Source organism: Pseudomonas sp. Fl5BN2, assembly GCF_009908205.1.
Classification (GTDB): Bacteria; Pseudomonadota; Gammaproteobacteria; order Pseudomonadales; family Pseudomonadaceae; genus Aquipseudomonas.
The window spans coordinates 19,573-32,697 of record NZ_JAAARL010000039.1; the positions used below are offsets into that span (position 1 = coordinate 19,573).

A 13,125-nucleotide genomic window follows, 5' to 3' on the forward strand; every position below is an offset into this window, starting at 1 on the left:
CGGCGCTACGTGAGCCAGGCCAATGTAGGCATTCTGCGCAGGATCGGCAAACGACGATATTTCGCAGGAGCCATTAGAAAAACTAGGGAATGACCATGCTCCGTCCTCACCTGCCGTTGAATGCGCTACGGGCTTTCGAAGCCTCGGCGCGTCATCTTAGTTTCACCCGCGCAGCCATCGAGCTGTGTGTCACCCAGGCGGCGGTCAGCCATCAGGTCAAGAGCCTGGAAGCCCAGCTTAACGTCACCCTGTTCAAGCGCCTGCCCCGGGGGCTGATGCTCACCAGCGAAGGCGAGACCCTGCTGCCGGTGCTGCGCGAGTGCTTCGACCGCATCGCCCAGACCCTGGGGCGTTTCGAGGGTGGGCATTATCACGAGGTGCTGACGGTGGGCGCGGTGGGCACTTTCGCCGTGGGCTGGCTGCTGCCGCGCCTGGGGGATTTCCAGGCCCGCCACCCCTATGTCGACCTGCGCCTGAGTACCAACAATAACCGGGTGGATGTGGCCGCCGAAGGCCTGGACTATGCGATTCGTTTCGGCAGCGGGGCCTGGCATGGCATTGAAGCCGTGCAATTGCTGCAGGCACCGCTGTCGGTGTTGTGCGTGCCGGAGATTGCCCGCCAGTTGCACAGCCCGGCAGACCTCCTGGGGCAGACCCTGCTGCGTTCCTACCGTACCGATGAATGGCCGCAGTGGTTTCTGGCGGCGGGCCTGGCTGCCAACAGCCTGTTGCCCCAGAGCATCGTGTTCGACTCCTCCCTGGGCATGCTCGAAGCGGCCCAGCAAGGCCTGGGCGTGGCCTTGGCGCCACCGCTGATGTTCGAGCGCCAACTGGCCGGCGGCAGCGTGGTGCAGCCGTTCGATATCGGCATTGTGACCGGCAGCTACTGGCTGACCCGCTTGCAGTCCCGGGCCGAGACTGCGGCCATGAGCGCGTTCAAGCGCTGGTTGCTGGAGATCACGGGCTGCTGAATCCTCGCCAGGGTTGCGTGCGCAGATCTGCATGCAGCCCTGGCCGCGACCCGCGGTCTGCGGTCAGGCTCAGTACCGCCAATGCCCGGGTACCCACACCCATTGGTCGGCGCGCCAGCGGTAATGCCCGGCGACCCAGTGATAACCCGGGGCTGGCGCCATCGGCACGACTTCGACAATGGGCGGCGGTGGCCGCCGCGGGTGAGCCGGTGCGACGATGCAGCCGGCCAGGGTGGTACCGAGCAGGGTGGCGATCAGGGTGATCTGGATGGCGCGCAGCATGGTCAGGTTTCCTGGGAGTGGTCCGGGCGCCCGCCGCAATGGCGGGCTGTCAGGGGTTGAACGCGGCCCGGGACGAAATCCGTCGCCGGGTGCTCAATTGCGATTGTTTGTACGGTTCTTGCCCGGTCCGTGCAGGTACATGGCGTCCACCAGTTGCTGGCGCTCCTGGAGCGACAGGCTACCGGCGAAGTTTGCCAGGGCATCATCGACCCGGGCCCGCAAGGCAATGTCGGCCTCGCGGGACTTGCCCAGTTCGGCATCCAGGGCATTGCGGTCCAGCTCATTGGCCTCGAGTTGATGAATCACCGCTTGCCTGGCCTCGCGCCCGGCAATGATCAACGACTGGTTGTCGTTACGGGTCTGGCGCAGCAACTGCCGCAGCTGGCGGCGGCGCTCCTCCGGCATCTGCGCCATGGCCTGGCGCAGGCCGTGCTGGGGTACGGCCAGGGCCTGGGCCGGCTTGGGGTGGCCAAGCCACTGGTAGAGGCCGCCGGCGACACCGCCGATCAGGAACACATTGAGCAGCAGCGACAGCACCAGCAAGGTTTTCAGTGGACGGATGGACAGGCTCACTGTTCGGCCTCCTCGGCATTGATGCTCAGGACAAATTCCGCGTCGCTCTGGTCGAAGACGCTGGGCAGGGCTTCGGCGGAGTTGGACAGGGGCAGGCTCAAGGTCACCGCCAGCATGCCGGCGGCGACCCCGCTGAGGCCTACGCCGACCCAGCCCAGGGAGGCCAGCCAGCCGGCGTAGCGGCGCCAGAACGAGGGGCCTGGCGAGTGCCGGGAGGCCGCGCCGGCAATGATCCGCTGGGCCAGCGCCGGACTCGGCCCGGCGACCTGATAGCTGTCCAGTTGGCCATCTAGCCAACGGGCCTGCTGCAACGCCTCCAGGGCCAGGGCATTGCCGGTGCCGAGCAGTGTCTGGGCGGCGTTGCGTTCACTGGCGGGCCAGCGTCGCAGGTCTGCGCCATAGGCGTCGGCCAGGTGCACAAAACGTTCGGGGGTCATGGTTTTCTCCTTCCTGAGAGGTCCGCACCGGGGGCCTCGGCGAGGTGGCTGCGCAGGTTGCGGCGGGCCCGCGACAGCAGGCTTTCCAGGGCTTCGACGCTGATCTGCATCAGCGCTGCGGCCTCGGTGTTGGACAGCTCCTGGTAGTACTGCAGGACGATCGCCTCGCGCTGGCGATCCGGCAGTTTGTCCAGGGCCTGGGCCATGCGCCGGCTTTGCGTGCTGGCGTCCAGTTGTTCGTCGGGGGTGGGGCCGCTGTCCACCGCCTCGAAGGCTTCCTCACTGTCTGACTGCAGGTGTTCTTTACGCCGGCGCAGGCGGTCGTAGCACAGGTTCAGCACCACCCGATGCAGCCAGGTGTCGAAGCGTGCCTGCTCGCTGCGCCATGTTCCGGCCTGTTTCCAGATCCGCAGAAAGCTTTCCTGGGCGATGTCCCGGGCTTCGTCGGCATCGCCCAAGAGGCGACTGGCAAGGGCCAGCAAGCGCGGCAACTTGCGCGTGACCATCTCTTTCACGGCCTGCGCTTCGTTGTTGCCGATGCGTGCGAGCAACTCCAGGTCCGGGTCGGTTTCGTTCAAATGGGCAACTCTCGGTCCGGTAACGGGGCAGTCCTGGTGGTGAGGGGGCTCAGCGGACCCAGCGCCCGTCGATCCAGAACCAGTTCGGGCCACGGGCCTGCCAGTGCCCGGGTATCCACTGGCCGCGGCGCATCACCGGCTGCCAGTGACCCGGAGCCCAGGCATAGCCACGCCCGTGCCAGCGCCAGTGCCCACGATCCCAGGCGTAGCCGGGACGTGCCATGGGTGCCGATTCGTAGCGCATGGGGGGCGGAGCCTGCTGAATGATCACGGTCTGGGCGAAGGAAGGGCTGCTGGCCAGGGCCGTGAAGGCCAGGGGAATCAGCAGCAGTGTGCGTAGACGCAGCAGGGAACGGACGAGCTTCATGATGACTCCTTCAGGCTGGCGTTCTCTGATGAACGCAGCTGATGGGTTCAACGATAGATGGCGGATGAATCCGTCGCGCATTGCGGAAAATTTTATCGACGCTTGATTCAACGACCGTTCAGCAGGCCCGGCCGCAGAAAAAAACGCTGAAGGGCGGCGACGGATGTCGTGGCGTGGCGACGTTCAATCAGTACCCGAGCCAAATGGCCCGGCCGTCACCGATGAACCCATGAGGAATTCACCATGTCCCGTCGTATTGCACTGCTGATTGTCATGGCCACGATGTTGTCCCTGGGCGGTTGCGTCGTGTACCCCGGGCACTACCATGGCTGCTGTTACCGCTATGGCTACTACCGCTGAGTGGCAGGTCGCGAGCGTCTGCAACCTTGGCTAAGAAGCCTCCACCCGGCACAATTCCCGAGCTAGCCGGGGGCTCTGCGCAGGTGGACTGCCAGGGTGGCTCTGGGGTCGGGAGGGCGCTGAATGCCAGTATTCGAGGAGCAGGAACAGGTGCATGACCCGGACGCGATTGCGCGTGCGCTGAGTGTCCTGCACATATCGACTCAGGACCGCCGCTGGGAGCGGCCCTGGCACAGTCACCGCAAGGCCCAGCTGTTGTTTCCATTATCCGGGGTGATCAGTTGCGAAAGCCCTGAGGGCTTGTGGCTGGCGGCGCCGCAATGCGCGGTATGGGTTCCCAGTGGTGTCGGCCACAGCGTCCAGGGCCTGGAGCACGCCCAGGGTTATTGCCTGTTCGTCGAACCGGAACATGCTGCGGCGCTACCTGAGGTCTGTTGCACCCTGGCGGTATCGCCCCTGCTCCAGGAGTTGTTCAAGCGCTGCGCGCAGCTGCCGGCGCTGTATGACCTGGACGGCGCCGAGGGGCGCTTGATGGCGGTGGCCCTGGATGAACTGAGCGCCGCGCCCCGCGAGCAGATTCACCTGCCGATGCCCCAGCATGCCCAGTTGCGGCGCCTGGCCCAGCAGATTATCGAGCGGCCGGAGCAGCGCTGCAGCCTGAACCAATGGGGCGCGCTGATCGGCCTCAGCGAACGCAGCCTGAGCCGCTTGATCCTCAGCGAGACCGGCCTGAGTTTCGGGCGCTGGCAGCGTCAGTTGCACATCCTCCAGGGGCTCAAGCAGCTGGGGCAGGGCGACTCGGTGGAGCGGGTGGCGCTGACCCTGGGCTATGACAGCGCCAGCGCCTTTATCCGCTTGTTCAAGAAAGCCGTGGGCCAGCCGCCGGGGCAGTTTTTTGCCGAGCGCGGACAACGGCTGAAGACCGATACGACCTCGTAGTTGCCATCCGCCGAGCCCCGAGGGGCTTGGCTTGCCCAGCCCTGGTGAACCTCGCCGGCTTGCCAGGCGTCATCTTTGGCGCTCTCGGCCAGAGGCAGGTATTGGCCGGATTGATCAATAGTCTGTCGATCTTGACTGATGCGGACAGGGTATTGCTCATAGATGATAACCATTCTTGTTTATCTTCTTTCCGAGGTCTCCTCATGTACTTCGATCATCAGCATTTCCCCTTGGTCTGGATGCGCCATGCCGCTACTGGCGAGGTGGCTACGGTCGATCCCTTCCTGCAACTGGAGCAACTGATGCGGCGCGGCCACGCTTTTGTCCTGCTGAGCGAGGGCATGCCCGATCCGCAGCGGCAGAACAGCCAGCAGGGCAAGGCCCTGCTCAAGCAGGGTTCGCTATGGATGAAACGCAACAAGGTGGCGATCCAGCGCTGGATCAAGGCGCTGATCGTGATTGCCCCGGAGCCTGAGGCCCAGGCCGGGGTCGAGGCCTTTGCCGACACCTATGAAAAGTTCTGGGGCTACCCGCTGCTGCACAGCGCCTCGCCATTGGCCGCGACCAGCCTGGCCCAACAGCTGCTGATGGTGCCGCGCAGGAATCAGTACAACTGGTAAGGGCGGGAGAGCAGGATCAGTTGCGCAGGTGCTCGGGGATATTCGCAGTGAGGACCTTGCCCATGCTGATCCGTGGCTCGACCTGGTAACCCAGGGCTTGGTAGAAGCCCTGCACCGATGCATTGCTGCTGACGATTTGCAGGTTGATCTTCAGGCAGCCCCGTTCGCCAAGGGCGAGCTCGCCGTGCCGGACCAGGGCCCGGCCGGTGCCGCGCCGGCGCTGCTGCGGGTCCACCGCCAGGGAGTACAGCCAGCCACGGTGGCCGTCATAGCCCGCCATCAGGGTACCGATGAGCTGTTCGTCGGCCAAGGCGACGAAGAACAGGCCGTCGTTCTCTTCGATTTTCTTGTCGATGGCCAGGGACGGGGTGTTATGGGCGGTGTCGTAGCCGAAGACGCGGTTCCAGAGATCGATCACTGGCTGGCGGTGAAGGGTGTTGCTGTACTCGATGATGGGGTTCATGACCTGCTCTCTGGGCGGTTCGTCAGTCTTGATGGCTCGGCCAGGTTTCCGTCGGGAAATAGGCTTCCAGGCCGGGTTCCTTGTGCTCCACCCCGTTCTCGATCCAGTAGCAGCTCAGGCGTGAATAGTTGTCCAGGTCGCTGCGTACCAGGCAGGTGGAACTGTGCCCCGGCCAGGTAAAGCGCAGTACATCGGCTTCGGCCATCGCTGCCCGCTCCACCTTGCCGATGGCCGTGGAGGTCTTGCCGTCCTGGGTCTTGACCAGGGTCAGGGCCTGGTTCTCGAAGCGGATCACCGCCGTGCCGGAGTAGGTCGCGCCGCCGTCCGGGTCTTTGCCGATGAACATGAAGTGCCCTGGCACCATGCTGTAGTAAATGTGCGGTTCAGGCGTCTGCGCGGCATGGGCGCCAGGGCTGCCCAGCAGCAGGCCGAGGAGGGCGGGGGGGATGCGGGAAAGGCGGGTCATCGGTCCAAGGTCCTGAGTGATCAGCGGCCATGATTCCAGAGTTGTGCCTTCAATGAAATGCCGGTGGCAGTGTTCGTCGGTCGGCGTTTGAAGACTGGGGCTGGCAACCCGGGGGGGATGCCATTCCGACAGCTTCCGTGGCAGCAACATCGCCGCCCGTGACCAGCAGGCCCTGGTGTCCTCCCCGCGCACCTACTACACCTTCGGCATCGAGCCGCGGGTGTCCCATGTGTTCGACCTCGGGCCTACCACCCAGGAAGTCAGCGTCGGCTACCGCTACCTGAAAGAAGGCATGCACGAGGAAGCCCGCCGCGTGGCCCTGGTGAACAACCAGCCGGTGCTGACCGCAGACTCCGACGGCCACGTCTACCAGGACCGTACCGGCGGCAGCGCGGCCAACGCCTACTACATCGACGACAAGATCGACGTTGGCGCGCCACGGACCTTTTTCTTCCAGGCCAGCGTCGGTTTCTGATCCCCGGCAGCCGCTGTTGCAGTCTGCGGCAGCGGCTCCCGAGGAGGGCTCAGACCTTGAGCACCTTGCCGCTGGCGGCCACCGCCAGCAGCAGCACTGAGATCAGGCCGAAGGCCACGCTCAGGCTGCTGCCATGGGCGATGAAACCGATCACCGCCGGCCCCGCGAGGATGCCGGCATACCCCAAGGTAGTAATGGCCGGGACGGCGATGCTTTCGGGCATGACGGTCTGTTTGCCCACCGCGGTGTACAGCACCGGGACGATGTTCGAGCAACCCGCACCCACCAGGGCATAACCCACCAGCGCCGCTTCCCAGGCGGGGGCCAGGGTTGCCAGCAACAGGCCGGCGGCTGCGGTGCTACCGCCTATGATGATCACGCGGCGCGCGCCCAGGCGCTGGACGATGGTGTCGCCGGTCAGGCGGCCCAGGGTCATGGTCAGGGCAAAGGCGGCGTAGCCCAGGCCGGCATAGGCAGCGTCCAGACTGCGTTCCTCGGTGAGGAATACCGCGCTCCAGTCCAGCACCGCGCCTTCGGCGAGGAACACCACAAAGCACAGGCAGCCAATGAACAGCACCACGCCGTGGGGCACGGCAAACGCCGGTCCCGCACTCTGGCTGCCATAGGGCAGCATGTGCGGCGCGGCCTTGATCAAGGCCACCAGCATCAGGACGATCACCACCAGGGTTGCGCCCAGCGGCGACAGGCCCAGCCCCAGCAGGGCGCTGACGCCAGCAGCGCCGACAATCCCACCGAGGCTGAACAGGCCATGAAAGCCCGACATCATGGTCTTGCCGCTGGCCCGCTCGACGATCACCGCTTGCAGGTTGACGGTGGAATCCACCCCGCCAAGCCCGGCGCCGAACATGAACAGCGCCGCCATCAGCAGCGGGATTGAGGTCAGGGTCGCCAGCAGCGGCAGGGCCAGGCAGATCAGCAGGGTGCCACCGGCCATTACCCGGCGACAGCCAAAGCGCCCGGCCAGGGCCCCGGCGATCGGCATCGCCAGGATCGAACCCACTCCCAGGCACAGCAGCAACAGGCCCAGAGTGCCTTCGTCGAGCCCGGCCCGGGCCTTGGCGTAAGGCACCAGCGGCGCCCAGGCGGCAATGCCGAAGCCGGCGATGAAAAAGGCGATGCGCGTGGACATCTGTTCAAGGCGGCCGGGAGTGGCCTGGAAATGGGGGGTGCTGGCAGTCATGAAAATCCTTGGTGGTCAGGCGTCGGCGGGGCTGGCGACGCTGGGTCGCCAACCCTGCCGACGCCGGGTGACCGCTTGTGCCGTCTCGCCGACCCAGTGCTGGTAAAGCCTGGCGTCGGTGGCGCCTTCAGTGTTGATCAGGAGTACGCGTGAGTGGTGAGTGAGCCGAGTGGCCCGCCTGAGGGCTAGCGCCTTGCCCAACTGTTTGAGCCCCGCGAGCCCTGCGGCGCCGGATTCTCCCGCCACCAGCGGCCTGTCGTGCTTGCTGCCGGCCGCCAGGTGGCGCATTGCATCCAGCGCGGCCGAATCGGGGATTGTGACAAAACTATCGATTGAAGGTTGCAGAAATAACCACGCCAGGGGCGAAGCCTCGCCACAGGCCAGGCCCGCTATCAGCGAATCCGCCGTACCGCTGGCACGCGAAGGCTGCTGGGCCCGTGCGCTCTGGTACAGGCAATCGGCCTGCTGCGGTTCCACCACCAGCAGGCGTGGTCGCGCCGCGCCGTGATATTCCCACAGGTAGCTGGCGACGCTGGCCGCCAACCCTCCGACCCCGCCTTGCACCAGCACATGGCTGAACCCCGGTTGTTCAGGCTGGCTGGCGCTTTGCTCAAGGACCTCGGCCACCAGGCTGGCGTAGCCCTGCATCACGTCCAGGGGCACGCTTGGCGCCTCCAGCGAGCCGGTATCGGCAATCACCTGCCAGTCATAGGTGGCGGCCAGGCGCGCGGCTTCGACGACTGACTGTGCGTAGTTACCGCGAATCCGCACGATGTGCGCGTCATAGGCGGCAATCGCCAGCTCCCGTTCCAGGCTGACCCCGGCGTGGAGCACGATCACGCAGCGGCAACCCAGGCTCTGTGCGGCCGCCGCCAGGGCCCGGCCGTGGTTGCCGTCGCTGGCGCTGATCACCGTGTAGTCCTTGAGCAGCGCGCGGTGCCGGCCGAGTAACAGGCCGCGGGCACTCAATGGCTGGTGCGGCCAGTACTGGATGACCTGCCGCAGCAGGGCGAAGGGTGCCCCCAGGGCCTTGAAACTGCCAAGGCACGAGCGCTGGGCTTCATCCTTGATCCAGACCTCGGCCAGCCCCAGTTGCCGGGCCAGGTCCGGCAGCGGGTACAGCGGCGTGGGCTGCTGGTTGAGCAGTGGCCAGTGGGCCAGCCACTCGCGGCTTTGCCGGGCCTGCTGGATGTTGAGCAGGCACCGCAGGTGCGCCGGGTAGGTTTCACGGACGGCTCGGGGGTTGGCGAACAGCATGACGGCTCCAGTGAACTCCCTGAGTGGACAAGGGATCAGGCGGGCAACGGGATTGGGCGGTTTTCAGGGGGCGCGCCGATGGTTCGGCGGCACGTCTGCGGGTGCGCTCGAAGGCTGGCACGGGGCGGTGAGCGGGACCCGGGTGGGCAGGGAAAATAATAGTGCGCGGGGGCTGAGTTTATTTCGCATAATCGGCGGCTTTTGCACAAAATTATTCCACCGTGAGCCGCTGTCTTCCGGAGCCCTGCCGTCCATGAACACCAGTCTTGATGCCTATGACCTGAAGCTGCTCGCCGAGCTGCAGCGTGACGCCAGCACCGCCCAAAGCGAGCTGGGGCTGCGGGTCAACCTGTCCACGGCGGCGGTCAACCGGCGGCTCAAGCGCCTGACCGACGAAGGCGTGATCGAGCGCTACACCGCGGTGGTTGCGCCGGATGCGCTCGGCCATGAGTTGAGCATCATCGTCGAGGTGGAAGTGGAAAGTGAGCGGGTCGATCAGCTCGATGCCCTCAAGCGCAGGTTCCAGGCCTGCCCCCAAGTCCAGCAGTGTTACTACGTGGCCGGCGAATGCGACTTCGTGCTGATCTTCTGTGTGCGCAGCATGGCCCAGTACAACCAACTGACCCATGAGCTGTTCTTCGACAACGACAACGTCAAGCGCTTCAAGACGCTGGTGGCGATGAACCGGGTCAAGGTCGGGCTGGAGGTGCCCACCACGGGCTGAGGCTCAAGGGCAATGCAGTGCCTCGACCAGGAAATCGACGAACACCCGGACCTTCTGTGGCAGGTGGCGCTGGCTGGGGTACAGCGCATAGATATGGCGGCTGGGCAGGCGCTGCTCCGGCAGCACCCGCAGCAACTGGCCGCTGTCCAGCAGGGGTTGGGCGACAAAGCCGGGCAGGGCGCCGATGCCCAGGCCGGCCACCAGCATGTCGCCGAGCATCAGGCTGTTGTCCACCGCAAAGTGCACCGGCAGTTCCAGCCGGCTGTTGCCTTCCGGGCCTTCCAGTTGCCAGCGCCCCGGGTGTTCCGCGAGCCGGTAGGCCAGGCAGCGGTGCCGGTGCAGGTCGGCAATCCCCACGGGGGTGCCCTGGGCCTGGAGGTAGCCTGGTGCGGCGCAGATGATCTGTTCCACCTGCCCCAGGTGGCGGGCGACCAATGACGAATCCTCCAGTTGTCGACGGATTCGCAGGGACACGTCGAAGCCTTCGCCCACCACGTCCAGCACCTGGTCGTTGAGGGTCAGTTCCACCTGCAATTGCGGATAGCGCTGCATGAACGCGACGAGGATCGGCGACAGCACCTTGAGCCCGAAGGACAACGGCGCATTGACCCGCAGGCGGCCGCCGGGCTCGCTGCTGCCGGCCTGAGTGGCGTGCTCCAGGGCGTCCAGTTCATCGAGCAGGTGAGAGCATTCGGTGAAGTAGCCCTGCCCGGCTTCCGACAGGCTCATGCGCCGGGTGGTGCGCAGGATCAACAGGCTGCCCAGGCGCTCTTCCAGTTGCCGCACCTGCTTGCTCACCGCCGCGGTGGATTGCCCGAGGTCGGCAGCGGCCAGGTTGAAACTGCCACGCTCCACCACCCGGCGAAAGGTGCGCATGGCCATCAGTACATCCATATTGTTTCCCCTGGGTTGAATATCTATCCACGAATCGGCTGATTATCTCTGAATCAGCACTCAATACCATGGCCACTTCATTTCGCAGGAGTGTTGTCATGGCAATTCACGCAAGGTCGAAGATCCTTCCCGGGGTCCTGGCGCTGTCGTTGATCAGCGGACTGTGCAGCGCCGCCAGCGCGGTGCGGCCCGAGGTCGGGATCAGCCCTTGGGGACCCAAGGATGAGATTGGCCGCCTGAACCTGATCACCGCTCAATCCCGGGCGGCGATCATGGCCCGGGTCAGCGGCGCCCAGGCCTACGACCTGGCGGTGGACTATTTCGTCGGCATGCCCAGCTGGCAGGCCGCCGGTGACCCGCCGTACCAGATGTGGATGACCCACACCCCCCACGGCAATGTGATCGCCGACCCGATGCAGGTCGGCGAACCGATGAACCAGCACGTCAGCTACAGCGGTTCGGCAGTGTCGATGTACGCCCACATGGGCACCCATATCGACGCCCTGAATCACTTCGGTCTCGACGGCAAGATCTGGAACGGCTTCCGTGCCGACCAGCACCTCGGGGACCGCGGCTGGAATGTCACCGGGGCGGAAAAACTGCCGCCGATCATTGCCCGAGGGGTGCTGATCGACGTTGCCGCGGCCAAGGGCCTGGAACAACTGGCGGACAGTTACCGGGTCACCCGTGCCGACTTGCAGCAAGCCCTGGGCAAACAGAAAGTGGCCCTGGAAAAAGGCGATGTGGTGCTGATCCGCACCGGGCGCATGCGCGACTACGACAACGCTCAGCGCTACATGGCCAACCCCCCGGGCCTGAGCCTGGATGCGGCGAAGTTCCTGGTGGAAGAGGGCGGCGCCATGGTGGTCGGCGCGGATAACCTGAGCTTTGAAACCTTCCCTTCCGAGGTCGAGGGCAACTACCTGCCGCTGCACACCTACCTGCTGGCGATGCAGGGTGCGCCGATCATCGAGCTGGTGAACCTTGAAGGCCTGTCCCGGGACCGGGTTTATCAGTTCGCTTTTATCGGTGCTTCACTCAAGCTGCGCGGCGCGGATGCGGCGCCGATCCGGCCGCTGGCCTTGCCAATCCACTGAACCCGGTCGGTTTCATTCACTCAGGAGATACCTATGTCGAGCCATGCAGCGCCCCAGGGCGTACTCAAGTTGTCCAACCCGGCCGGGCTCTATGACCCCAGCGCCAATGGCTATTCCCATGTCGCCCAGGTAGCCGCTGGCGCACGCTTGGTGTTTATCGCCGGGCAGGGCGGCGAGAACCTCGATGGTTCGCTGCCAGAAGACTTTACCGGGCAGGTGCGCCAGGCCCTGGCCAACCTGCAGACCGCCCTGGGCAGCGTCGGCGCCGAGGTGCATCAAGTGGCCAAGCTCACGGTGCTGATCGTTGATCACAGCCATGAGCGCCTGGCGGTTTTCGGCAGCCAGTTGCAACAGTTGTGGGGAGACGCGCCGACCCCGGCCTGCACGCTGATTCCGGTGCCGCGCCTGGCCCTGGACGGCATGCTGTTCGAGATCGAGGCGATTGCCGCACTGGCGCCCTGACGGCTTCCCGCCCCCCCCTGGCCGAGCCGCTGCATTTACCCTAATGTCAGCGGCTTGGTGGTTTCTGGAGGCGGTGCAATGGCAGCGTTCTACGATGCGCGGGGCAATATCTATGGTGTGGTGGCACCAGCGGCGCTGCGGCGCTTGGGGGTAGCCTTGCCCGGTACGGCGGCCGAGGCCGCCCGGGACCGGCGGCTGTGGGCCGCACAGGCGATTGCCGCCTTGTGCGACTGGGCGCCGGGAGCTCGCCCGGAAGGGGCCAAGGCCCATCGCTGTGATGGCTTGCTGGTGGGGCCGTTCCAGGCCGCGGCGCCTTTCGACCTGTTGATCGTCAACACCGATGGCACCCTGGCCGAGCGCAGCGGCAATGGCCTGACGATCTTTGCCCAGGCGCTCACCGAACAGGGGGTGCTGGCGGCCACAGGCGAGACGCTGTTGCAGGTGCATCATGACCAGCCAGGGGGCGCTTCCCCGGTGCTGACGGCAGTGGAGCCGGCGCAGGTGTCGGGGGTGCAAGGCTTCTGGCTGGACCTCGGGCAGCCGTCTTTCGGCCCGCAAGCAGTGGCGGCCCTGGGCGTCGAGGCGGTGAGCCTGAACGGTCTGCAACTGAGCCGGGTGGCGCCCTTGCAGCGCTTGCACCCACAGTGGGATCACAGCCAGTTCGTGCGCATCGGCAATCCCCACTGCGTGACCCTGGTGGAGGAAGCCGCGGCCTTGCCGAGCAACCAGCAGATGCTCCAGGCGCCCTTGGCCGAGGGGCTGACGGCGACCGCCTTTGCCTTACCCCTGGGCAGCGGCGAGCCGTGCCCGGCAGGGGTGAATTTGCAGTGGGCGGCGCGGGAGTCCGCCCAGCGCATCGTCGCCAGGGTATTCGAGCGGGGCGAAGGGCCGACCGCATCTTCCGGCACCAGCGCCAGCGCGGTGGCCAGCGCCGCCTGGCGGGTGGGCTGGGTCAAGGC

The 13,125-nt window shown here is 65.7% G+C and carries 17 protein-coding genes and 1 pseudogene; 8 read left to right on the top strand and 10 right to left on the bottom strand.

Annotated elements, in window-relative coordinates; genetic code table 11:
• The first annotated feature begins 95 nt into the window (after positions 1 to 95).
• Positions 96 to 971, top strand: a complete 876-nt coding sequence (locus tag GV819_RS31680) for a LysR substrate-binding domain-containing protein (protein ID WP_161759968.1) — start codon at positions 96 to 98, stop codon at positions 969 to 971.
• A 69-nt stretch (positions 972 to 1,040) separates the two neighbouring features.
• On the opposite strand, the gene GV819_RS31685 is transcribed toward GV819_RS31680, so the two are convergent.
• From GV819_RS31685 to GV819_RS31705, 5 genes are all read right to left on the bottom strand, one after another.
• A complete protein-coding gene (locus GV819_RS31685; RefSeq protein WP_161759969.1) occupies positions 1,041 to 1,253 on the bottom strand; it encodes a YXWGXW repeat-containing protein in 213 nt (70 codons plus the stop codon).
• A gap of 93 nt (positions 1,254 to 1,346) precedes the next feature.
• Positions 1,347 to 1,826, bottom strand: coding sequence for a periplasmic heavy metal sensor (locus GV819_RS31690; RefSeq protein WP_161759970.1), 480 nt, complete (start codon positions 1,824 to 1,826; stop codon positions 1,347 to 1,349).
• A complete protein-coding gene (locus GV819_RS31695; RefSeq protein WP_161759971.1) occupies positions 1,823 to 2,263 on the bottom strand; it encodes a hypothetical protein in 441 nt (146 codons plus the stop codon). The genes GV819_RS31690 and GV819_RS31695 overlap by 4 nt, the downstream gene beginning before the upstream one ends.
• On the bottom strand, positions 2,260 to 2,841 hold the full coding sequence (locus GV819_RS31700) for an RNA polymerase sigma factor (protein ID WP_161759972.1): 582 nt from the start codon (positions 2,839 to 2,841) through the stop codon (positions 2,260 to 2,262). Before GV819_RS31700 ends, GV819_RS31695 begins: the two co-directional genes overlap by 4 nt.
• Positions 2,842 to 2,890: 49 nt before the next feature.
• Positions 2,891 to 3,208 (bottom strand): YXWGXW repeat-containing protein, encoded by a 318-nt coding sequence (locus GV819_RS31705; protein ID WP_161759973.1) that lies wholly within the window; start codon positions 3,206 to 3,208, stop codon positions 2,891 to 2,893.
• A 483-nt stretch (positions 3,209 to 3,691) separates the two neighbouring features.
• Here GV819_RS31705 and GV819_RS31710 point away from each other — a divergent pair, with 483 nt between their 5' ends.
• Both GV819_RS31710 and GV819_RS31715 read left to right on the top strand, forming a co-directional pair.
• Entirely contained in the window at positions 3,692 to 4,507 is an 816-nt protein-coding gene (locus GV819_RS31710; protein WP_161759974.1) for an AraC family transcriptional regulator, read from the top strand.
• Positions 4,508 to 4,710: 203 nt separating this feature from the next.
• Positions 4,711 to 5,127: a hypothetical protein gene (locus GV819_RS31715; RefSeq protein WP_161759975.1), complete on the top strand. Its 417-nt coding sequence runs from the start codon at positions 4,711 to 4,713 to the stop codon at positions 5,125 to 5,127.
• A 16-nt stretch (positions 5,128 to 5,143) separates the two neighbouring features.
• Here the strand turns inward: GV819_RS31715 and GV819_RS31720 are convergent, their stop codons facing one another.
• Both GV819_RS31720 and GV819_RS31725 read right to left on the bottom strand, forming a co-directional pair.
• The gene (locus GV819_RS31720; protein WP_161759976.1) at positions 5,144 to 5,590 is read right to left on the bottom strand and encodes a GNAT family acetyltransferase; all 447 of its coding nucleotides are present in this window, start codon (positions 5,588 to 5,590) and stop codon (positions 5,144 to 5,146) included.
• Positions 5,591 to 5,612: 22 nt separating this feature from the next.
• Positions 5,613 to 6,056: a hypothetical protein gene (locus GV819_RS31725; protein ID WP_161759977.1), complete on the bottom strand. Its 444-nt coding sequence runs from the start codon at positions 6,054 to 6,056 to the stop codon at positions 5,613 to 5,615.
• A gap of 121 nt (positions 6,057 to 6,177) precedes the next feature.
• On the opposite strand from GV819_RS31725, the pseudogene GV819_RS31730 reads away from it, so the two are divergent.
• Positions 6,178 to 6,489 (top strand): annotated as a pseudogene (locus GV819_RS31730) (TonB-dependent siderophore receptor); the annotation flags it as partial.
• 91 nt (positions 6,490 to 6,580) lie between these two features.
• On the opposite strand, the gene GV819_RS31735 reads toward GV819_RS31730, so the two are convergent.
• Together GV819_RS31735 and GV819_RS31740 are read right to left on the bottom strand one after the other, a co-directional pair.
• Positions 6,581 to 7,732, bottom strand: coding sequence for an MFS transporter (locus GV819_RS31735; RefSeq protein ID WP_161759978.1), 1,152 nt, complete (start codon positions 7,730 to 7,732; stop codon positions 6,581 to 6,583).
• 15 nt (positions 7,733 to 7,747) lie between these two features.
• Complete coding sequence (locus GV819_RS31740; RefSeq protein WP_161759979.1) at positions 7,748 to 8,989, bottom strand: diaminopropionate ammonia-lyase; 1,242 nt, start codon at positions 8,987 to 8,989, stop codon at positions 7,748 to 7,750.
• Positions 8,990 to 9,242: 253 nt separating this feature from the next.
• Here GV819_RS31740 and GV819_RS31745 point away from each other — a divergent pair, with 253 nt between their 5' ends.
• Entirely contained in the window at positions 9,243 to 9,713 is a 471-nt protein-coding gene (locus GV819_RS31745; RefSeq protein ID WP_161759980.1) for an Lrp/AsnC family transcriptional regulator, read from the top strand.
• Between the two features lie 3 nt (positions 9,714 to 9,716).
• On the opposite strand, the gene GV819_RS31750 is transcribed toward GV819_RS31745, so the two are convergent.
• Positions 9,717 to 10,607, bottom strand: coding sequence for a LysR family transcriptional regulator (locus GV819_RS31750; protein ID WP_161759981.1), 891 nt, complete (start codon positions 10,605 to 10,607; stop codon positions 9,717 to 9,719).
• Positions 10,608 to 10,705: 98 nt separating this feature from the next.
• On the opposite strand from GV819_RS31750, the gene GV819_RS31755 reads away from it, so the two are divergent.
• From GV819_RS31755 to GV819_RS31765, 3 genes are all read left to right on the top strand, one after another.
• On the top strand, positions 10,706 to 11,704 hold the full coding sequence (locus GV819_RS31755) for a cyclase family protein (protein WP_161759982.1): 999 nt from the start codon (positions 10,706 to 10,708) through the stop codon (positions 11,702 to 11,704).
• A gap of 33 nt (positions 11,705 to 11,737) precedes the next feature.
• Complete coding sequence (locus GV819_RS31760) at positions 11,738 to 12,166, top strand: RidA family protein (protein ID WP_161759983.1); 429 nt, start codon at positions 11,738 to 11,740, stop codon at positions 12,164 to 12,166.
• A gap of 78 nt (positions 12,167 to 12,244) precedes the next feature.
• On the top strand, positions 12,245 to 13,125 hold an 881-nt coding region (locus GV819_RS31765), incomplete at its 3' end, for a diaminopimelate epimerase (protein ID WP_161759984.1).